This is a genomic window from Corynebacterium massiliense DSM 45435 (genome assembly GCF_028609805.1).
In the GTDB taxonomy this organism is placed as follows: Bacteria; Actinomycetota; Actinomycetes; order Mycobacteriales; family Mycobacteriaceae; genus Corynebacterium; species Corynebacterium massiliense.
Map to the genome: position 1 here is coordinate 202,404 of NZ_CP063189.1, position 19,449 is coordinate 221,852.

Annotated in this window: 19 protein-coding genes; 13 read left to right on the plus strand and 6 right to left on the minus strand. The window is 67.1% G+C overall.

Annotated elements, in window-relative coordinates:
• The first annotated feature begins 3 nt into the window (after positions 1-3).
• Genes CMASS_RS00980 through CMASS_RS00990 form a run of 3 tightly spaced genes read left to right on the plus strand, consistent with a single transcriptional unit; the run spans position 4 to position 2,585 of the window.
• Entirely contained in the window at positions 4-624 is a 621-nt protein-coding gene (locus tag CMASS_RS00980) for a TlpA family protein disulfide reductase (RefSeq protein ID WP_022863538.1), read from the plus strand.
• Between the two features lie 13 nt (positions 625-637).
• Positions 638-1,369 carry an NUDIX hydrolase gene (locus tag CMASS_RS00985; protein ID WP_022863539.1) on the plus strand — a complete coding sequence of 244 codons (732 nt, stop codon included), beginning with the start codon at positions 638-640 and terminating at the stop codon, positions 1,367-1,369.
• A gap of 19 nt (positions 1,370-1,388) precedes the next feature.
• Positions 1,389-2,585 (plus strand): MarP family serine protease, encoded by a 1,197-nt coding sequence (locus tag CMASS_RS00990; protein ID WP_022863540.1) that lies wholly within the window; start codon positions 1,389-1,391, stop codon positions 2,583-2,585.
• A 31-nt stretch (positions 2,586-2,616) separates the two neighbouring features.
• On the opposite strand, the gene CMASS_RS00995 is transcribed toward CMASS_RS00990, so the two are convergent.
• Together CMASS_RS00995 and CMASS_RS01000 are read right to left on the minus strand one after the other, a co-directional pair.
• Positions 2,617-3,534 (minus strand): alpha/beta fold hydrolase, encoded by a 918-nt coding sequence (locus CMASS_RS00995; protein WP_022863541.1) that lies wholly within the window; start codon positions 3,532-3,534, stop codon positions 2,617-2,619.
• Positions 3,535-3,647: 113 nt separating this feature from the next.
• Complete coding sequence (locus CMASS_RS01000; RefSeq protein WP_022863542.1) at positions 3,648-4,151, minus strand: phage holin family protein; 504 nt, start codon at positions 4,149-4,151, stop codon at positions 3,648-3,650.
• Positions 4,152-4,259: 108 nt separating this feature from the next.
• On the opposite strand from CMASS_RS01000, the gene CMASS_RS01005 reads away from it, so the two are divergent.
• The gene (locus tag CMASS_RS01005; protein WP_022863543.1) at positions 4,260-4,982 is read left to right on the plus strand and encodes a hypothetical protein; all 723 of its coding nucleotides are present in this window, start codon (positions 4,260-4,262) and stop codon (positions 4,980-4,982) included.
• Positions 4,983-4,992: 10 nt separating this feature from the next.
• Here CMASS_RS01005 and CMASS_RS01010 read toward each other — a convergent pair whose 3' ends face one another.
• A complete protein-coding gene (locus CMASS_RS01010; RefSeq protein WP_022863544.1) occupies positions 4,993-5,877 on the minus strand; it encodes an HAD family hydrolase in 885 nt (294 codons plus the stop codon).
• Between the two features lie 287 nt (positions 5,878-6,164).
• On the opposite strand from CMASS_RS01010, the gene CMASS_RS01015 reads away from it, so the two are divergent.
• The 7 genes from CMASS_RS01015 (at position 6,165) to CMASS_RS01045 (ending at position 11,108) form a co-directional block, all read left to right on the plus strand.
• Positions 6,165-7,475, plus strand: coding sequence for a CpaE-like family protein (locus CMASS_RS01015; RefSeq protein ID WP_022863545.1), 1,311 nt, complete (start codon positions 6,165-6,167; stop codon positions 7,473-7,475).
• On the plus strand, positions 7,472-8,641 hold the full coding sequence (locus tag CMASS_RS01020; protein ID WP_022863546.1) for a TadA family conjugal transfer-associated ATPase: 1,170 nt from the start codon (positions 7,472-7,474) through the stop codon (positions 8,639-8,641). The genes CMASS_RS01015 and CMASS_RS01020 overlap by 4 nt, the downstream gene beginning before the upstream one ends.
• A complete protein-coding gene (locus CMASS_RS01025) occupies positions 8,638-9,486 on the plus strand; it encodes a type II secretion system F family protein (RefSeq protein WP_022863547.1) in 849 nt (282 codons plus the stop codon). Before CMASS_RS01020 ends, CMASS_RS01025 begins: the two co-directional genes overlap by 4 nt.
• A 114-nt stretch (positions 9,487-9,600) precedes the next feature.
• A complete protein-coding gene (locus tag CMASS_RS01030) occupies positions 9,601-10,104 on the plus strand; it encodes a type II secretion system F family protein (RefSeq protein ID WP_051126870.1) in 504 nt (167 codons plus the stop codon).
• A gap of 51 nt (positions 10,105-10,155) precedes the next feature.
• On the plus strand, positions 10,156-10,353 hold the full coding sequence (locus CMASS_RS01035) for a DUF4244 domain-containing protein (protein WP_022863549.1): 198 nt from the start codon (positions 10,156-10,158) through the stop codon (positions 10,351-10,353).
• A 63-nt stretch (positions 10,354-10,416) separates the two neighbouring features.
• Entirely contained in the window at positions 10,417-10,758 is a 342-nt protein-coding gene (locus tag CMASS_RS01040) for a hypothetical protein (protein ID WP_022863550.1), read from the plus strand.
• Entirely contained in the window at positions 10,755-11,108 is a 354-nt protein-coding gene (locus CMASS_RS01045) for an Rv3654c family TadE-like protein (protein WP_022863551.1), read from the plus strand. The genes CMASS_RS01040 and CMASS_RS01045 overlap by 4 nt, the downstream gene beginning before the upstream one ends.
• Before the next feature lie 34 nt (positions 11,109-11,142).
• Here CMASS_RS01045 and CMASS_RS01050 read toward each other — a convergent pair whose 3' ends face one another.
• Positions 11,143-13,542: a Zn-binding domain-containing protein gene (locus CMASS_RS01050; protein ID WP_022863552.1), complete on the minus strand. Its 2,400-nt coding sequence runs from the start codon at positions 13,540-13,542 to the stop codon at positions 11,143-11,145.
• 367 nt (positions 13,543-13,909) lie between these two features.
• Here CMASS_RS01050 and CMASS_RS01055 point away from each other — a divergent pair, with 367 nt between their 5' ends.
• Positions 13,910-14,113, plus strand: a complete 204-nt coding sequence (locus CMASS_RS01055) for a cold-shock protein (protein ID WP_022863553.1) — start codon at positions 13,910-13,912, stop codon at positions 14,111-14,113.
• Between the two features lie 9 nt (positions 14,114-14,122).
• Here the strand turns inward: CMASS_RS01055 and CMASS_RS01060 are convergent, their stop codons facing one another.
• Entirely contained in the window at positions 14,123-14,752 is a 630-nt protein-coding gene (locus tag CMASS_RS01060; RefSeq protein WP_022863554.1) for a DedA family protein, read from the minus strand.
• A 290-nt stretch (positions 14,753-15,042) separates the two neighbouring features.
• On the opposite strand from CMASS_RS01060, the gene topA reads away from it, so the two are divergent.
• On the plus strand, positions 15,043-18,048 hold the full coding sequence (topA, locus tag CMASS_RS01065; RefSeq protein WP_022863555.1) for a type I DNA topoisomerase: 3,006 nt from the start codon (positions 15,043-15,045) through the stop codon (positions 18,046-18,048).
• A gap of 21 nt (positions 18,049-18,069) precedes the next feature.
• Here topA and CMASS_RS01070 read toward each other — a convergent pair whose 3' ends face one another.
• Positions 18,070-19,431 (minus strand): DUF418 domain-containing protein, encoded by a 1,362-nt coding sequence (locus CMASS_RS01070; RefSeq protein ID WP_240482814.1) that lies wholly within the window; start codon positions 19,429-19,431, stop codon positions 18,070-18,072.
• Positions 19,432-19,449 lie beyond the last annotated feature (18 nt).

Consider the following 19,449-nt stretch of genomic DNA (forward strand, 5'->3'; position numbering starts at 1 on the left):
GAAATGCGAAAGTCTATCGTCCTTTCCGCGGCGGTAGCGGTGGTGCTGACCATCGCGGTGGTGGCGGGCGCGCTATTTCTGCTCCGCGGCGGAGCAGAAGACGCTACACCAACGCGCGAATCTGCCGAAGCCACTGGAGCGGGTGGCGCTGACTCCAGCCCCGATTCCGATAACGAGACCGAGACCGATACCGCGCCGCGGCCGGAGTGCCCCGCCGGCCCCGTCGCCGGGGTGGACTTGCCGTGCCTCGGCGCCGACGACACGGACGACCACGCCGCCGACAAAGGCATCACGGTGGTCAACGTGTGGGCGTGGTGGTGCGTCCCGTGCCGCACCGAGCTCCCCGCCATGCAGGAGGTCGCGGACACCCACCCCGACTGGACCGTGGTGGGGGTGCACGCCGACCAGAACGCGGCGGCCGGCGCCGACCTCTTAAACGATCTCGGGGTCGATCTCCCCAGCTACCAGGACGATTCCAACGCCTTCGCCAGCGCCCTAGAACTGCCCCGGGTCGTGCCTATCACGGTGGTGCTGGTCGACGGTGAGGTAAAAGAGACCATCGCCAAGCCGTTTGCGAAGGCCACCGACATCACGGATGCGGTTGAAGGAGCCATCGCCTCCTAAAATGTGAAGGGTCATGACTTCGCCGAAGGAGCCCAGCTCGAACGTGTTCCACCCACCGTGGGAGGACGCGCCGGGAACGAATGTCACGCTGCGCCCCACCGCTGCGCCGGCGTGGCTGCGGCCCGCCCTGCGCGCCGGGGACGCGGTAGATCCCTCCCGCCGCGTGAATGGGGCGGCCACCTCGGCGGTGCTCGTGGTGGTAACGGGGCACACGCTCGCCGATGCCGCCGTGATCCTCACCCACCGCTCGCCCTCGCTGCGATCGCATTCCGGGCAGATCGCCTTCCCCGGCGGGCACGTGGAACCCAGCGACCGCGGTCCGGTGGATACCGCCCTGCGCGAGGCGTGGGAGGAGATCGGACTTAACCGCGCGCAGGTCACTCCCTTGGCCGTATGGCCGGCAATCAGCGTGCGGTCCAAGAAGAAGGCCGTGGTGCCGGTACTTGCGCATTGGGCGGCGCCCTCCCCGGACAATTTCGGCGTGGCCAGCCCCGCGGAGACCGACCACGTGTTCAGCGTGCCCATCAGCCACCTCGCGGATCCGGCGAACCGGCTGCGTGTCCACGCACGCGGCTGGGTCGGGCCGGCCTTTGCGGTGGAGCGCTACGTGGTCTGGGGGTTTACCGCGAGCGTGCTCGACGCGCTGCTCGACGCGGCGAGGTGGGCCAAGCCGTGGGGTATGGATGAACCGGTCGACCTCTACGACACCCTTAAGCAGTCCCGGAACCGGGAACGCATGGACTAGGCGGGTAGGATATTTGCCCGTGACTGCCGCGTTGATTGTTGACTGTGTGATCATCGGGGTAGTGTGCCTCGGCCTGTGGAGCGGCTACAGGTATGGCGCGGTGTCGTCGTTTCTGTCGTTCGTCGGCGTCGTCGCCGGGCTCATCTTGGGGCTGGGCATCGCGCCCGCACTCATGCGCGTCACCGACAACATCGGGCTGCGCTTCCTGCTGGTCACCGCCGTGCTGGTGCTGCTGGTCGGGGTAGGCCACCTGGTCGGCTCTGTGCTCGGGGCCCAGCTGCGCGATCGGATGCGGCAGCGCTCGTCGCAGCGGGTGGATTCGCTCATCGGCGCGCTGTTCCAGGCGGTTGCGCTCCTGCTCGTCGTGTGGCTGGTGTCCATCCCGCTATCGGCGAGCATCACCGGTCCGGTGGGCAACGGGCTGCGGGATTCGACGATCCTGCGCAACCTGAACAAGGCCGCGCCCGCGCCACTGCAGCGCCTGCCGCGCTCCATCGGCGCGATGCTCAACGAGTCTGGTCTGCCCCCGCTGGTTGCGCCCGTGCCCGGCCAGGACACCGGCGCGGAGGTGGACGCCCCGGACGTGGACGTGGCCGATAAGGACATGGTCGATGCGATTCGTCCGTCGGTCATCCACGTGTTGGGCGATGCCAGCGAGTGCCGCCGCCGCCTGCTGGGATCCGGGTTCGTCGCCGCAGACGATTACGTCATCACCAACGCGCACGTGGTGGCCGGCACGGAGACGGTCAACCTCGACACCGTCCTGGGGATCAAGAACGCGGACGTTGTCTACTACAACCCGGACGTGGATCTCGCGGTGCTGCACAGCCCCGGCCTGGGTCTCAAGCCGCTGCAGTGGGCGCCGAGCCCGGCGCAGACCGGCGACGACGCGATCGTCATGGGGTTTCCGCAGTCCGGTCCGTTCAAGGCGAGCCCTGCCCGGGTGCGCGACCGCATCACGATCGCCGGCCCGGACATCTACAGCGCGGGTCGCATCGAGCGCGAGGCCTACACCCTGCGCGGCCACATCCAGCAGGGCAATTCGGGCGGTCCGCTTTTCGATGCCCACGGTGACGTCATCGGCGTCGTCTTCGGCGCCGCGGTGGACGATGCCGACACCGGTTACGCGCTGACCGCCGACGAGGTGCGCAGCCATATTGGCGACTTCACCCAGTTGACCGCGCCGGCCGACACCGGCGAGTGCGTGGCCCAGTAGCACCCGGCCGTAAGGTGCACCGAACTTGCACCTAGGGCGAGGTGAACCAGCTGGCGAGCATCTCCGTGAACGCAGCCGGGTTTTCCACCATGGGCAGGTTCTTCGCCCCGGGGATGCTCGAGGCGGCAAAAGCGCCGGCGGTGCGGGCGTGCGCGCGTTGAATGACCGGCCGCCAGAGGCGCTGACTGGAGGTGAGGAAGAGCACGGGGGCATCGATAAGTGCATCGGCCCATCGCAGCGGGGTCGCGGCGAGGAGCTGCCGGTTGTTCCAGAGGAACCCACGCTGCGTCTTGCCTATCGCCGCGGCGCGGAGGCGGAGTAAGAGTTCGTCGTCTACTACGTCTTTCGCGGTGGCCGGCGCGCAGTTGCGGTTGACGTAGGTGTGGAAGGCCCACTGTTTGAGGCTGGGGAGCGCGCGCACGACGGGGCGCGGCAGGCGCGCGAGGCCGGAGCGCAGCAGGATCCACATGAAGTCCCACGGGCGCGCGGCGATGGCGCGGCGGAGATCGACCGGATGCGCGCCGGAGACGGAGACCAGCCCGCGGACACGCTCGGGGTGCTCGGTGGCCAGCGACCAGGCGACGGACGCTCCGGTATCGGCGCCGACCACAAACGCCGCGGAGTGGCCCAGCGCAGTGATCACCCCGCTCACATCGCCGGTAAGGGTGCGGATGTCCTGGCCGGCCTCCACCGGGGGTTTGTCCGACATGCCGAATCCGCGCATGTCCAACGCCGCCACGTGGAAGCCGCGCTCCGCCAGCGGGCCGATTGCGTGGCGGTAGTCGAACCAGCCGCCGAAGCTACCGTGTAACAACACCACCAGCGGGTCACTCGGATCCCCGGCGGTCGCGGCGTGCAGGCGCAGGCCCCGGACGTGGAGGAAGGTGTGCTCGAAGGGGCCGGCGAGCTCCACCACGGAGGGCGGCAGCGGCGCGGAGCCAGTACTCATCGCGTGTGACCTTCCTTCTGCGGGGAGATGAAAAAATCCCCTCCCCATCACACTTTCTGCAGTGTGGGAAGGCGGGGAGGGGGGAGTGTTAAGGCTAAGTAAGCGCGGCGGGCTTAGGTGTACAGCCCGTGGTCGGTCTTCTCCACGGCGCGCTGGGCCTTGCCCGGCTTCAGCTGCTTGAGCTCCTGGACCGACTCGATGGTCTTTTCCGGCTTCTTGACCTGCTTAACCTGCTTGAGGCCCATCATCGCCAAGCCGCCGGCGATGAGGATCATGATGGCGAAGACGATAAGGAAGCCGGCCCACAGCGGCAGCCAAATAGCCAGCAGGGCTGCGAGGAAGCAGAAGAAAAAGAAGGTGCTGTACAAAGCGATGGTGCCGGCCGCGCCGAAGAGGCCTGCGCCGATGCCGCCCTTCTTCGCGCTTTCGGCCAGCTCGGTCTTGGCCAGCTCCACCTCGGAACGGATAAGGCTGGAGATCTGCTCCGTTGCGTTGGACACCAGCTGGCCGATGGAAGCTTCACCGGCCTTGGACGTATCGACGTCGCTCAGCGGGATCGCGTCGACCTTCGGGGCAAACTTGTCCGAACCGTCGGTGAAAAGTCCGTCGTTGCTCACGGGTAAAACCTTCCTCGCGTTAAATAAACTCTCGCGCTTTACAGCATAACGACCACGCTCACGCGGCCGATAAGGACACGGCCGTTAGGGGTATACACGGATATCCTAATGGATATGTCAGGAAAGGATCCGTTCGGCACATTACTCACGTTCCCGGAGTTGCAGGACCGAGTCGATGCCGCCCGCAGCGCCATCGCCCGTGCGCATCGCCGCCCGGCGGTTCTGCGCCGCGGGGATGTGGTCTCTTCGGAGTCGGTGCTGCGGGGAGCGCGGGCCGCGGTCGCCCTCGGTGAGGGCGGGGGCATTCCGCTTGCCGATGCCGAGCCAGCCGCCGATTCTTCCCTCGCGCGGGCGATCAGTGCCTACAGCGTGCTGGCGCCGGATCGCCTCGACGACAGCGTGCGGACGTTCGTGCGCGCGCCACTGCAGGTAATCGCCCGCCTCGACGTGCTCGCCGGCGGAACCGGGCTGCCCAGCCGGGAGACGGGGCGGTTGCAGGAGGTGGCGCGGATCATCGTCACGCGGCCGGATGGGCCTGCCTACGATGCGCTGCTGCCGGCGGTTGTGCACGCCGAGATCGCCGGCGGGGAGCTGTTCGGCCCGCGCAGCGTGGTGATTGCGCACGCGGCGGCACGCCTGGCCGCGGTGGCCACCGGTTTCGACCCGCGCGGCATCGCGGTCCCGGAGACCTACCTCAACCGCCACCGCGCGGAGTACCGCCGGTTGCTCGCCGGGTATGTGGCGGGACACCAGGTCGATTTCTTCGCCCAGCAGCTCGACGCCTGGGCGGCGGGTGCGAAAGAGGCCGACGGGATCGCGAAGGCTGCGTAAGTTCTCCCGTCTACGCGGGGCGCTGCTTAAACCACGGCAGAACCGCGTGCTGCGGGTTGCGCGCGAGCCAGATGCCACCGGCGATGAGTGCCGCGACGCCGGCGAGAACGGAGGCGCCGATGCCTACCTCCTTGGCGTTCGGCATCGTAAAGAGCGGAACGGGGTTACGGAAGCTCTCGATGGCCCAGCCGTGTTCTAAGGCATGCTTCTTCATCGCCCGATCCGGGTTGACGGCCACGGGGTGGCCCACGCCCTCGAGCATCGGGATGTCGGTGGCGGAGTCGGAGTAGGCGAAGCTGGCGGACAGATCGATGTGCCGATCGCGGGCAAGCGTGGCGATGGCCGCCGCTTTCGCCGGCCCCTTGCAGTAGTAGAGGACGTTGCCGGTGAAGCGGCCATCGGCGGTCTCCAGGTCAGTGGCCACGACGTGCTCCACGCCGAGTTCCTGGGCGATGAGTTCGACCAAGATGCGTGCGGAGGCGGAGATGATGACCACCTCGTGGCCCGCCTTTTGGTGCTGCGCGATGAGGTCGCGGGCTTCCGCGTAAATCGCTGGGGTGACCACGTTGTGGAGCGTGTCCTTGGCGATGTCGCGGACCTGCTCCACCGACCAGCCGGCGACCATCGACATGAGCTGATCGCGGGTGGCGTCCATCTGCTCGCTGGACTGGCCAGCGAACATATAGCTCGTCTTGGCCAGCGACAGTTGCAGGGCCTCCGTCGGGGTGATGAGGCCGTTGTGCAGGAACTCGCGGCCGAAGGCGTAGGCCGACGAGGTGGCGATGATGGTCTTGTCCAGATCGAAAAAGGCACCAACGCGCGTGGAGGCGTCACCGCGTGAGGGGGCAGGCGCGGCGCTGCCGGCGGTGGTGGCGTTTTCGTTCTGGGGGTTCATACGTGTCGAATTCTAGACCGAAATCCTGGGTCGTAGGTTGTCTCAAGTTACTAATGTGGCCAATGTGGCATTGGCGTGTGCTGGACGCTGCTGGCTGTGAGGCGGGGAGGCTTCTGTAGGGATCTATCGCTGTGGGGCGCGGATTTGTCACGCCCTGTGGATAAGTTGGCCGAAAACCGCCGGTTTTAGGTGATGTATCAATAAAAAAGTGAGTCCTGCGGAGGGTTATCCACAGGCAGTCGCGGGAAGCCTAGGCAGGGCGGGCCGAGTAGGCAACGCTGTGAGACATGAACGCACAACACTTCGCCACCGCCAGCCCGCAGTTCGCTCTCGTCGCAGTCACCGACGCGAGTCTGCGCGCGGAGGCCTCCCACGTCGTTGCCGCGACGGGCCAGGAGGTCATCGCCTGTGAGGACCCGCGGGAGATCGCGGCGTTTGTCACGCGCGCGGGCGCCGTCGTGGTGGATAAAAACACCGCCGCGCACGTATCCAGCCTTGGACGGCACGACGGCATCTACTTCGTCGCCACCGACGCGGAAGCGATCGACTTCGAGGCCGCCATGCGCGCCCATGCACAGGAGGCGTATCTCTTGCCGGCCGAGTCGGAGGACTTTCTCAAAGAGCTAGGTAGCGCCCAGCATTTAAGGGCCGATGGCGGATCTGCAGGACTCGCCGCTGCTACCGCGGCGGGGCGGCGGGGAACGAACGCCAGCGGCGTGACGGACGGTGCGAGGCCCGGGAGAGCGCGGCTCGGCGGCGGGGAGCGTGGAGAAGGCGGGGCATCTGCCGGTGCTTGCTCCGCACGTGTGGAAGCTGCGGGTGCGGCAGGCGCGGAGCCCGCGGCGTGGCGCGCTGCTGCCTGCGGCCCGGTGGCAGTCGTCGGCGCGTGCGGTGGGGTGGGAACCTCCACGTTCGCCGCGGCGCTCGCTCGCGTGATGGCCCGGCAGTCAACGGTCACGCTGGTGGACGCGGTCGACGCCTCCGGCGGCCTCGACCTGCTGCTCGGGGTCGAATACGCCGCCGGCGCGCGGTGGCCGGATCTCAACGTGGGCGGGCAAGCAAAGTCCGGCGGAGCCGCTATCAGCGCGGCGGACTTACGGGCTGCCCTGCCCACGACTGCCGATGGCATCGCGGTGCTCTCCGCCGCGCGGGCGAGCGGCGGGGTGGCCGACTCTTTCCGGCTGGACCGCAGCGCCGTGGACGCGGTGGTGACCTCATTGGCTGAAGGTGGCGCCGGAGCGGTGATCGATATGCCCGCGCTCGATCCGGCCGCAGTGGGGTCGATGGTGCCGGGAGCGTGCCAGCACGTCATCGTTGTCACGGCGAGTGAGGTGCGCCCGACCGCCCGGGCCGCGCAGCTCATCGCGCAACTAGAAGCCCATAAGATCCCGTGCAGCCTGGTCGTGCGGCACCGCGGATGGTCGGGCATGAGCGTTGCCGAAGTAGAAGAGCTCACGCGGGTCGATGCGGTCGCCGTCATCCCGCACTTCAAACGTCTGCCCAAAGCGATGGAGACTGCGGGCCTGCCGGAGCGCCTGCCGCGTGGGTTGCACACTGCCGCCCAGCGCGTCCTGGAGACGGTGGGGTACGCGGCATGACCACCTCCACTGAGCTGTTCGACCGGCTGCAACACGTCCTCGCCGCGGAGCCTGAGCTGGCTGACTCGCCGAACGATTTAGTCGCCCGCATCCGGGAAGAAGCCGGGGTCATCAGCAACGCGGAGGTCCTTTCCATCCTCCGGCAGCTGCGCAACGAGACGCACGGGCTGGGGCAGCTGGACGGTTTACTGTCTGGCACCGGCGTGACCGACATCGTGGTCAACGGGCCGAAGAACGTGTTCGTGGACCGCGGGCAGGGGTTGCAGCCGGCCGGGGTGACCTTTCAGGACGACGCGGAGGTGCGCCGCTTGGCCACCCGGCTTGCGGTGGGGTGCGGGAGCCGGCTTGACGATGCCCAGCCGTTCGCGAACGGGCGCATGCCGCGGCCCGACGGGACGAGCCTGCGCATTCACGCAGTCTTGGCACCACCCGCGGAAGGCGGGACGTGCCTGAGCGTGCGCGTACTGCGCCAACAGCGGGCGAGCTTGCAGGCGCTGGCGGATAACGGGACGGTTCCCCACGACATCGCCAAACTGCTCGCGGGCATAGTCCGCGCGCGCATCTCCTTCCTCGTCATCGGCGGAACCGGTTCGGGGAAGACGACGTTGCTATCAGCACTTATGGGCGCAGTTCCGGATACCGAGCGCATCCTCATTATCGAAGACACCTCGGAGCTGTGCCCACAGCATCCGCACACGGTCTCACTCATCTCGCGCGGTGCGAATGCGGAGGGCGAGGGGGAGATCACCATGGCGGAACTTCTCCGGCAGTCGCTGCGTATGCGTCCCGACCGCATCGTGGTCGGCGAGATCCGCGGCCGGGAAGTCTGCGACCTCCTCGCGGCGCTCAACACCGGTCACGACGGCGGCGCTGGAACCCTGCACGCGAATTCCCTCAAGGAAGTCCCCGCGCGCATGGAGGCGCTCGCCGCTCTCGGGGGAATGGACAGGGACGCGCTGCACGCGCAGCTCGCGGCCGCGGTGGACGTCGTGTTCACGATGGAGCGTGATCGGGAAGGGGTGCGGCACCTGGCAGAAATTGGGGTGCTGACGGGCAATCCGGTCACCGCGGCTGTGGTGTGGTCACGCGACAATGGGCCGCAGCCGGGGTTCGCGGAGCTTGCTCGGCGAGCCGGGTTAGGTGCCGATGGGGAGGTGGCGTCATGACCGCCTCGTTAGCCGCGCCCGTGATAGCGCTGTGCCTTTTAGCCGCCGCGGTATTGTGCGGACAACCAGCGCGCAGCATTGCCCGCGACCGGGCTCGCGGTCTTACGGGTGCGGACAGTGTCGCCGGCCGCGGGGCAGTGGTGATTACAGCCGTGTTCGTGGTGGTTTTCGCTTTCCTCCTCATCGGGCGTGTGAGCATCGTGGTGGCCGCGGCGCTCGCGGTGGGCACCATCGGGTGGACCGTGCGTGGATTCGCTCGCGACCGGAAGCGGCGCCAGGAAGAACGGGCGATGATCGCTTATTTGGGCGCGGTGGGCTCCGACCTGCGGGCTGGGACGAGCCTGCCGCGCGCACTGACACGCGCACTAGAGGTCTTGACCGACGACGCGGGCCCGGTGGAACGCGGCTCCCGTGGCGCCGGTCCGACAGCACGGCTGTACGAGCAGCTGCACACCGCGGCCATCGTGGCGAACCGCGGCGGGTCGTTCGCTAAGAGCTTGACTGGGGCAGGGGAATATCTGGACGGGTTCGCGCGCATGTGCGCGATGGGGGAAAGCCACGGCATCGCCTTGGCGGAGCTTATCGGGCAGTACCAACAGCGGCTGGCGGATAAACGGCGGCACCGGCAGGCCACGTCCGCGAGCTTGCAGGGCCCGCAGACTACCGCGCTTGTCCTCACCGCGCTGCCGCTCGCGGGCCTCGCGCTGGGAGGTGCGATGGGCGCTCGCCCGTTCGCGCTGCTCTTCGGCGGCGGGATAGGTGGTCTGCTCCTGGTCCTCGGGGTGGCGCTGAGCTGCGGTGGATTCGCTTGGTCGCAGGCCATCATGCGGAAGGCGGCGGGATAAATGAGCTTCAGTGTTCTCGCCGTTCTATCTGTTGCCGCCACTTTCCTTATCCCCGTTCCGCCTCCGGTGGCGCGGACGCGGAGCAATCGCGGCCCTGCCCCGCAAGGAGGGTTCATGGCCGCAGCGTGGGCGCGGGTACGAGCCGGCCCATGGGCCGGGTGGCTGAAGCGCACCCGCGCCGCCAATTCGGATCCGCTGGGTACGGCCGCGGACATCGCCTTGTTCGCTGCATGCTTGCAGGCTGGGTTGTCTACCCAGCAAGCGGCCGCGGCGGTCAGCGAAGTCGCAGACCCCGAACACAGCCCCTGGCGGGACATCGCTGCGCTTTTGCGGGTCGGAACCACCGACCACCAAGCGTGGGCTCCCGCCAAAGGCATCCCGGGGCTGGAAGACCTCGCGCGCACGGTCACGCTCTCCGGGCAGTCCGGCGCCGCGGTGGCGTCCGGGTGCGCGGCCATAGCGGACAAGCTGCGCGATGACGCCGAAGCCGCCGCGACAGTCGCCGCCGAGCGCGCCGGGGTGTTCATCTCGCTGCCGCTAGCCCTGTGCTTCCTACCCGCATTCATTGTCCTGGGGCTTGTCCCCATCATCATCAGCCTGAGTTCACAACTGCTTTAACAACAGACCTGAAACACACCGAAAAACACACATCGAGAGAGGAAATCTGCCATGTACACCTACGTTCGCCTGCGTCAGAAAATGATGGAACTGAACAACGATGACGGTATGTCCACTATTGAGTACGCCATGGGTTCGCTTGCGGCGGCCGCACTAGCTGCGGTGTTGTACGTCGTTATCAACTCCGGCGGCGTCTCCGACGCAATCGAGTCCATCATCACCGACGCCCTGTCCAACACGCCACGCTAAACCGCGCTTCCGCACACGGCGGCGGGACGCAACAGCGCGCTTAAGCGCGGGAAAGGAGGAACCATGACGGTGCGGCGACTGGAACGACTGGAGCGCCTGGGAAACGACGAAGGATCGGTCACCATCGAGGCGGCACTGGCGCTTAGCAGTCTGGTCATCGTGGCGGCTGCAGTGATCGGTGCCATTGCCACGCTGGCCGCATACATCTCCGCCGTGGACACGGCGGGGGCGGCGGCCCGCGCGCACGCCATCGGCGTTGAGTTCCAGCCGCCGCGCGACACCATGAACGTCCACGTGGGCGAAGAGGGCGGAGTCGTCCGCGCCACAGTGGGGGTCAAGACCATGGTGGGCACGCTGCACGCCGAAGCACTGTTTCCCGCCGAAAACGTCGGGAGCACCCGGTGATAAAGGCGTGGACGGGCAAGGTGCGAATAGTCCGCGGCGCGGACGCCGAGGCCGGCTACGCCACAGTGGCGACGGCCGGGATCCTCGCCGCGATTTCGGGGCTCCTGCTCGTCGTTGCCGCGGCGTCTAGCCAGGCCGTCGCCCAGCACCGCACTCAGGTGGCCGCGGATCTCTCCGCGGTCGCCGGGGCGTGGGCGCTGGCCTACGGCGAGGACGCGTGCAGCGCGGCCCGGCACACCGCCGGCATGAACGACGGTCAACTGCAAGCGTGCGTGCCGGAAGGCGACGACGTGGTGGTCACTGCCGTCGTGCGCGGGAGGGAAGCTGCCGCACGGGCCGGGCGGATCTAGGGACGTGCAGCGCGGCTAGGGGCGCAGTACGGGTTCAGGAGGCCGCGTGGCCGGCCGTCATCGTGACCAGCGCACCCAGGAGCTTGATCGCGCCCGCCTTATCCAACGGGTTGTTGCCGTTGCCGCACTTCGGTGACTGCACACACGACGGGCACCCCGACTCGCACGGGCAGGACCGCACTGTGTCAAAGGTCGCCTCAATCCACTCAGGAAAGCGGCGGAACCCCTCCTCCGCAAACCCCGCGCCACCGGGATGACCGTCGTAGACGAAGACCGTGGGCATCTGCGTGTCCTCGTGCAACGCGGTGGATACGCCGCCAATATCCCACCGGTCGCAGGTGGCGATAAGCGGCAACAACCCGATGGCGGCGTGCTCCGCCGCGTGCAGCGTACCGGGTATGTCCCCGGCGGAAATCCCCATCTCCTTCAGCGCCGCGGGATCCACGGTGTAGGCCACCGCCTTGGTCACTAAGCGCTGCTCCGGCATGTTGAGGGGAACGTCCTCGCCCACGGTCCCGTCGGCAAAGCGCACCATGTAACCGGTGACTTGATCGATCACCTCGACATCGACGTACGCCGCCCACAGTCCCGGTGAGTAGTTCACTAGACCGTCGGCGGGCGGGCTGTGCAAGATCCGGATTGAGGTCGTCGACCGGGACACGGTGGTGTAGTCGGGCTCTTCCGGGTGGGCGAGGGCGACGCAGTCCTCCAGTTGCAGGTCCTCGATGACAAACGACTCGCCCTGGTGGAGATACACCGCGCCGGGGTGCACCTGGCTGGTGGCGCGCGCCGCGTCCACCGTGCCGAGCAGGCGCCCATCGCTCGCGTCGACGATCATCACCTCCTGGCCCGCCCCGCCGCGCAGCGAGACCTGCGCGTGGGCCGTGTCCGGAGTGAGCTCCCCGGGCGCGGCGTCCAGCCGAGGCACGGGGTACCAGCCGCGCGAGCGGTGCTTTACTAACCCTTGGTGCTCCAGCTCCGCGATGACCTCCCGCGCGCCCAGGGCGTTTACGTCCGCATCGGTGAGCGGCTTTTCTATCGCCGCGCAGTAGACGTGCCCGAACAAGATGTACGGGTTGGACGGGTTGAACACGCTCGCCTCCACCGGGCGGCCCAGCAGGGCTTCCGGGTGGTGGACTAGGTAGTTGTCCATCGGTTCGTCGCGCGCGACGAGCACGACCACGGAGCCTTGGCCGCGGCGGCCTGCCCGGCCAGCCTGCTGCCAAAAACTGGCCACTGTGCCAGGGAAACCGGCGGTGACCACCGCGTCGAGCCCGCCGACATCGATCCCCAGCTCCAGCGCGGAGGTGGTGGCCACGCCGAGCAACGAGCCATCGTCAAGCGCTGCCTCTAGGCGTCTCCGGTCCTCGGCCAGATAACCCGCGCGGTAGGACGCCACGCGGCGCGCGAAGTCGGGGCGGCCCATTGAGCTCAGCTCCTCGGCCATGCGCAGAGCAACAGTCTCGGCGGAACGCCGCGAGCGGACAAACGCTAGCGTGCGCGCGCCCTGGGCGATAAAGATGGCCGCGATGCCGCCTGCCTCCGTGGTTGCCGCGCGCCGCACCGGCGCGCCGCCTTCGCCTTCTGCGCCCTCGATAAACCCCGGCTCCCACAACACCACGGTGCGAGCCCCAGTGGGGGCGCCGTCCTCGGTTACCTCCACCGCGCATTCAGTGCCGGATGCGCCGCCGGCGCTGGACGCGCCATCGCGGCCGGTCAGCCGCCGCGCGTGGGCGGCGGGAGCGCGCATCGTGGCCGAGGCAGTAATCACCACTGGATGGGATCCGTAGTGCTCGCACAGCCGCAACAGGCGCCGCAAGACCAGGGCGACGTTGGCGCCGAACACCCCGCGGTAGGAATGCGCCTCATCGATGACAATGAACTCCAAGTGGCGCAGGACCCGTGCCCACCGCTGGTGCGCGGAAAGGACGGACATGTGCAGCATGTCCGGGTTAGTGAAGATGAACCGGGACTGCTCGCGGATGCCTGCGCGGGCTTCGGTGGGGGTGTCGCCGTCGTAGGGGGCGGGAACGATGGGCGCTGTGCCGCGCTTGTTCCCACCGCGCTGGCGCTCCATCGCCTGGATGAGCCGCGTGGCCGCCTGCAGTTGGTCGGAGCCCAGCGCCTTCGTCGGGGTAAGGTACAGCGCGCAGGCGGTGGGGTTTTCGGTCAGCCGGGTGAGGATGGGCAGCTGATAGCCCAGCGACTTGCCCGAGGACGTGCCGGTGGCCACGGCGACGTCGCGCCCTGCCCAGGCGGCCTCCGCCACGGCGGCCTGGTGGGTGTAGGGGCGGGCGATGTCGGCATCGGCAAGCGTGGCGATGAGCTCCGGCAGCACCCACTCGGGCCAGTCGGTGGTCTGCGAACCCCGCGGGGGCAGCGTGGTCGAATACGTGCACTCCGATTCGGAAAAGCGCCGCTCGACCGATTCCATCAACTCGTCGGCGAGGGCGTTCGCGGCAGCACTCGCCGTCCCCGCTGCTGGTGTAGGGGCGGGGTCCGGGGTCGGGTCGTAAGCCACCGCCGGGTTACCCCCTTTCTAGGTGACAGCTGTGCGGATGGTGCTCATTAACTTTGTCACGTTAGTGCGGCGGCCTACCGCTGGGGAATAAAACGTGCCAGACTGTGGGGCGAGGTTGATGGTTTCTTAGCGCAGTTTTACCACTAGCAGGTGTGCTCGCGAGGGGATTACGGCGAGCGCCCGCGACCTGTCGAGGGCCTCCAGAAGATCAGCCGCCCACATTGGCACAACAGATACATCCTGGGTGGCCCAGGAACGACCAAGATTCGAGGTAAAAGAAATGGCTCAAGGAACCGTGAAGTGGTTTAACTCCGAAAAGGGCTTCGGCTTCATCGCCCCGGACGATGGCTCCGCGGACGTCTTCGTCCACTACTCCGAAATCCAGGGCAAGGGTTTCCGCACCCTGACCGAAGACCAGCGCGTGACTTTCGAGGTCGGCGAGGGCCCGAAGGGCCCACAGGCGCAGAACGTCGTCGGCGAGTAGTTCGCCTTTCTAGGGCGTCTCCGCGTATCCGCGCGAGGCGTCCCGCCAGTCCCAGAAGCGGTTCTGCGCTTTCTGGATGAGGGCGCCGACCACGAACGCCATCGCCACGCCGGTGATGAGCCCGAGGAGCGGGTTATCGGAAAATAGCGCGCCGCCGGCATACCCGGTCAAAAGCGCCTGCAGGGCCCACAGCAGCACCGCGGCGGTGTCGAACAGCAGGAAAAGCCCCCACGGGTAGCGCATTGATCCCAAAAGGATGTTGACGAAGAATCGGGCGGACGGGATGAACCGCGCGATGATGAGTGTGGGGCCCGCCCCGCGCCGCATGTTGCGCTTGATCCACATCAAGGCCCGATGCGCCTTGGTGCCGCGGCGCACCCGATTGAGCTGCGGCATCAGCCGTTTGCCCAACAAGAAGCACAGGTTGTCGCCCACCAGCGCGGCGGCGCACGTGACCCAGATGAGTGTGCTGAGCCGGGGTACGCCCCGCGCGCCGGACCACGCGCCCGCGAGGTTGAGCGAGACCTCCGCCGGAAAAGCCGGCACGACGCTGTCGATGAAGACCAAAAGGGCGACCAGCGGGTAGATCCAGGGAGTGCCCATCAAGGACTCGAAGAATCCGGTTAACGCCTCTACCACGCGCGCGTCCTCCTTCTCCCTTGGTCTCCCAGACTGCACAGTGTAATTGCGCGGCCTACCCCGCGCAGTGGGGCCTATCTAATACCGCGTTCTAGAAAATGTGATTGTTCTGTGTACCCTAGTGGCAATTGATCACCGAATGGGCTGCGATAGTAGGCACTTACGGCTCGCCGTTGCGCTGGAAATACGTGCGTGCCCGCTTCCCGCGGTGCTGCATCCGCTGGGACAACGCGGCCCTCTGAACGGTCAAGGCATTGACGCTCGCATCATCGGGAAGGGATGAACTCGAAGTGGCGCAAGAATCCGACGCCGGCCAGGGAAAGACGCTGGTCATTGTCGAGTCTGCGACGAAGGCGAAGAAAATTCAGCCTTACCTCGGCGACGACTACATCGTGGAGGCCTCCGTGGGCCACATCCGCGATCTGCCCCGCGGCGCCGCTGACGTGCCCGCCAAGTTTAAGAAGGAGTCGTGGGCGCGCCTCGGCGTGAATCCGGACGACGACTTCACCCCGCTGTATGTGGTGAGCCCGGATAAGAAGAAAAAGGTCGCCGACTTAAAAAAGAAGCTGAAGCAGTGCGATCAGCTCTACCTCGCCACAGACCCCGACCGCGAAGGCGAGGCCATCGCGTGGCACCTGCTGGAGGTGCTCAAGCCGAAGGTGCCGGTGCGCCGCATGGTCTTTAACGAGATCACCAAGTCCGCCATCCTCGAGGCGGCGGAAAACACCCGCGAGCTCGACGCCGATCTTATCGATGCCCAGGAGACCCGCCGCATCCTCGACCGCCTCTACGGCTACGAGGTGTCCCCGGTGTTGTGGAAGAAGGTCATGCCGCGGCTGTCCGCCGGCCGCGTGCAGTCGGTGGCCACCCGCGTCATCGTCCAGCGCGAGCGGGAGCGCATGGCGTTTCAGCGCGCCGAGTACTGGGATCTGCTCGCCGAGCTCGATACCGGAAACACCAACGCGAGCGCCGAGAACCCGCGCACCTTTGAGGCCCGCCTGTCCGGCCTGGACGGCAAGCGCGTGGCCGTCGGACGTGACTTCGGCGACGACGGCGAGCTGAAGGCCTCGCGGGACGGCGGCGACGTCGTCGTAGTGGGCAAGCAGCAGGCCGAACAACTTGCCGGCGGGCTGCAGGGCGCGGAGATGTCCGTCGCTTCCGTCGAGGAGAAGCCGTATACCCGCAAGCCTTTCGCGCCGTTTATGACCTCGACGCTGCAGCAGGACGCCGGCCGCCGCCTGCACTTTACGTCCGAGCGCACGATGCGCATCGCGCAGCGGTTGTACGAAAACGGCTACATCACCTACATGCGTACAGACTCCACCTCGCTGTCCCAGCAGGGGCTGAAGGCGGCGCGCAGCGCGGCGACCAACATCTACGGCGCGGAATACGTGGCGGATTCGCCGCGCATCTACGACCGGAAGGTCAAAAACTCCCAGGAGGCCCACGAGGCCATTCGCCCGGCGGGCGAGAACTTTGCCACCCCGGGCCAGCTGTCCAGCCAGCTGGATGCCGAGGAATTCAAGCTCTACGACCTCATCTGGAAGCGCACCGTGGCCTCCCAGATGACCGACGCCAAGGGCACGTCCATGAAGGTGACGGTCACGGGGGAGACCTCCGCGCGGGGCGATGACTCCGCCCAGCGCGTCGAGTTCACCGCCACCGGCCGCACCATCACCTTCCCCGGCTTTCTGCGCGCCTACGAGGACTCGGCAACAGGGTCGAAAGGTGGCAAGAAGAAGGACTCCGAGGCCCGCCTGCCGCGGCTGTCCGAGGGCGCTGCTCTTACGGCCAATTCCGTGTCCGCCGAGGGGCATTCCACCAACCCGCCGGCGCGCTACACCGAATCCTCCCTGGTCAAAAAGATGGAGGATCTGGGTATCGGCCGCCCGTCGACGTACGCGTCGATCATCAAGACCATCAAGGATCGCGGCTACGTGGTCTCCCGCGGAAACGCGTTGGTGCCCTCCTGGGTCGCCTTCGCCGTCGTGGGGCTTTTGGAGGAAAACTTCTCCGAGCTGGTGGACTTCGACTTCACCTCGCTCATGGAGGACGAGCTGGATGCTATCGCCACGGGCAACCGCGACCGCACCCAGTGGCTCAACGGGTTCTACTTCGGCTCCAACGACGACAACAGCGCTGCGGTGTCCATCGCACGCCACGGCGGCTTGAAGTCAGTCATCGACGTGAACTTGGAGCAGATCGACGCCCGCAAGGTGAACTCGCTGAAGCTCTACACCGACTCCGAGGGGCGCGACGTCTTCGTGCGCGTGGGCCGCTACGGCCCGTACATCGAGCGCCGCGTGGGCGAGGAGAACGGCGAGCCGGTCTACCAGCGCGCCAACCTGGCGGAGTCCACCAGCCCGGACGAGCTCAACGAGGAGCTGGCGGAAAAGCTGTTCGCCACCCCGCAGGGCGGCCGCGAGCTGGGGGAGAACCCGGCCAATGGCCGCACCGTCGTGGCCAAGGAGGGCCGTTTCGGCCCGTATGTGACCGAGCAGGTGCGTGACGATGAACGCGAGCGCGCCGAGGCCGATGCCGAGCAGATCGTCGCCCAGGAACGCGAGGCCGAGGATGCCGAGCGCGCCGAGCAGGGCAAGCGCAAGAAGAACTGGGAGACCAAGACCGCGGCGAAGCAGAAGGAAAAGCGGATCGCGCAGCTGGTGGAGGAAAAGCTCAAGCCGGCGACCGCGTCGCTGTTCCAGTCCATGGATCCCGCGTCGGTCACCTTGGACGAGGCGCTCCAGCTGCTCTCGTTGCCGCGCGAGGTCGGCGTCGACCCGAGCGATGAGAAGATGATCACCGCACAAAACGGCCGCTACGGCCCGTACCTGAAGAAGGGCAACGATTCGCGCTCGTTGGCCAACGAGGAGCAGATCTTTTCCATCACGCTCGATGAGGCGCGGCGCATCTACGCGGAGCCGAAGCGCCGCGGGCGCGCGGCCGCGCAGCCGCCGCTCAAGCAGCTCGGTGACAACGACGTGTCGGGCAAGCCAATGACGGTGAAGGACGGCCGGTTTGGCCCGTACGTCACCGACGGTGAGACCAACGCGTCGCTGCGCCGCGGCGATAAGCCGGAAGCTATGACCGACGCCCGCGCCAACGAGCTGCTGTCCGAGCGCCGCGCCAAGAACGCGGAGAAGTCGACGTCCAAGGCGACGAAGAAGACGACCAAGAAGACCGCAAAAAAGACGGCGAAGAAGTCGTCCGCGAAGAAATCCACGCGGAAAACTTCCGCGCGGAAGAAGCCCTCCCCGGGCACCAAGAACGTGGTAAAGGCAGGCTCCCGGAAGTAGCTAGCGCGCCGTGTGGAGGCGCTACTTCCTGGCCTTCGGATCAAGCTGCGCGCGGCCGGTGCGGCCGTAGGACAGGCGGCGGTGCACCCACTCGAACGGGCCCGGCTTGCCCGCGGCCTCGAGCACGCAGGCGAGGATGACCGTGACCAGCCAGATGCCGAAGGCGACGAGCATCTGGGTGGCCGCGCTCCACTCGTGGCCGAGGTGCAGGGTGAACGGGTAAACAAGAACGAAGAGAATGATCGACTGGCACAAGTAGCCGCTCATCGAACGCTTGCCCAGCGCGGCAAACGGGTACAGCCACCCCGGCAGCGGGGCGCCGCGCTCGGTGCGTTTCTGCACGGCATCGAGAAGCAACGCCAGCTCCGCCAGGATGCCGGGTCCGGTGAGCGGACCGACGCACATGTTGAGGAAGAACAGGGCGGTTCCGTACTTTTCGGGCACGACGTCCAGGGCGGCCAGGCCCCACGGCACGCCGACGGCGAGCACGATGGCCGCCAGCACGCCTGCCCAGATGCTGAGCTCCCGGCGGTGTTGCTCCACGTGGGCGAGCACCCCGCGGCGGGCCCAGGTGAAACCGATGAGCATGAGCGGAAAGAACGGGAACGCCACGATGACATACAAAAGGATCGTGCCTGCCACGTCCACGGCGTTTTCCCCAACAAACTGGCCGAACGTGTCCGCGGGCAGCATGTCCGCGGCTGAGCCCGTGCCCGCATCCACGCCCGCGGAGCCCGTATCCGGCTGCCAGAAAAAGAAGACAAGCGAGCCGACGGAGCCGAGGCCGGCACACAACGCCAACATGATGCCGGAAATGATGTGCAGCGTTTTGTCCCGCAGCGGGACCATCAGCGCAATGATGACACCCGAAATGCCGTAGAGCGTCATGATGTCGCCGGTGAACAGGAAAATCCCGTGGAGTATGCCAAAGAAGGCAAGGAAGGCGTAGCGCCGGATGAGGACTGCGCGGGTGCGCTTGAGCGGGAACTGCCGACGCCACAGGCTCATCGTGATAAGCCCGATGCCAAAGCCCAGCAGCGTGGAAAACATCGGCAGGCCGCGCACGTGCACGAACATCGCCTCGAAGATGACCGCGGCCTTGTCCCACAGGCTGTCGTCGAGCACGCCACCGAAGTAGTCACCGGGGGCGCCGTCGTTCGCGTCCGGCACCCACGCGGTGGGCAGGTTCGCCATCGCGATGCCGAGCAGCGCCAGGCCGCGGGCCACGTCGGGCACCACCATGCGCGGGCGCTTTTGAGTCTGTGCGACGGCCCGTTCGCTGCCGGGAGCGGGTGTATTGGCGGCGGGGGACGCAGACGGCACTGGCCGTTCGGAAAATTCGGGGCGGTGGGGCGGGTTTAAGGGGGAGTCTGGAGAATTCATCCCCTTCAACGTAGGACA

Excerpts from the sequence above, each read along its gene's own strand:
- CMASS_RS00980 (WP_022863538.1), top strand. The coding sequence starts at position 4 with ATGCGAAAGTCTATCGTCCTTTCCGCGGCGGTAGCGGTGGTGCTGACC.
- CMASS_RS00985 (WP_022863539.1), top strand. The coding sequence starts at position 638 with ATGACTTCGCCGAAGGAGCCCAGCTCGAACGTGTTCCACCCACCGTGG.
- CMASS_RS01050 (WP_022863552.1), bottom strand. The coding sequence starts at position 13,542 with ATGGAATCGGTCGAGCGGCGCTTTTCCGAATCGGAGTGCACGTATTCG.
- CMASS_RS01020 (WP_022863546.1), top strand. The coding sequence starts at position 7,472 with ATGACCACCTCCACTGAGCTGTTCGACCGGCTGCAACACGTCCTCGCC.
- CMASS_RS01055 (WP_022863553.1), top strand. The coding sequence starts at position 13,910 with ATGGCTCAAGGAACCGTGAAGTGGTTTAACTCCGAAAAGGGCTTCGGC.
- CMASS_RS01015 (WP_022863545.1), top strand. The coding sequence starts at position 6,165 with ATGAACGCACAACACTTCGCCACCGCCAGCCCGCAGTTCGCTCTCGTC.
- CMASS_RS01010 (WP_022863544.1), bottom strand. The coding sequence starts at position 5,877 with ATGAACCCCCAGAACGAAAACGCCACCACCGCCGGCAGCGCCGCGCCT.
- CMASS_RS01025 (WP_022863547.1), top strand. The coding sequence starts at position 8,638 with ATGACCGCCTCGTTAGCCGCGCCCGTGATAGCGCTGTGCCTTTTAGCC.
- CMASS_RS01030 (WP_051126870.1), top strand. The coding sequence starts at position 9,601 with ATGGCCGCAGCGTGGGCGCGGGTACGAGCCGGCCCATGGGCCGGGTGG.
- CMASS_RS01040 (WP_022863550.1), top strand. The coding sequence starts at position 10,417 with ATGACGGTGCGGCGACTGGAACGACTGGAGCGCCTGGGAAACGACGAA.
- CMASS_RS01070 (WP_240482814.1), bottom strand. The coding sequence starts at position 19,431 with ATGAATTCTCCAGACTCCCCCTTAAACCCGCCCCACCGCCCCGAATTT.
- CMASS_RS01005 (WP_022863543.1), top strand. The coding sequence starts at position 4,260 with ATGGATATGTCAGGAAAGGATCCGTTCGGCACATTACTCACGTTCCCG.
- CMASS_RS01035 (WP_022863549.1), top strand. The coding sequence starts at position 10,156 with ATGTACACCTACGTTCGCCTGCGTCAGAAAATGATGGAACTGAACAAC.
- CMASS_RS00995 (WP_022863541.1), bottom strand. The coding sequence starts at position 3,534 with ATGAGTACTGGCTCCGCGCCGCTGCCGCCCTCCGTGGTGGAGCTCGCC.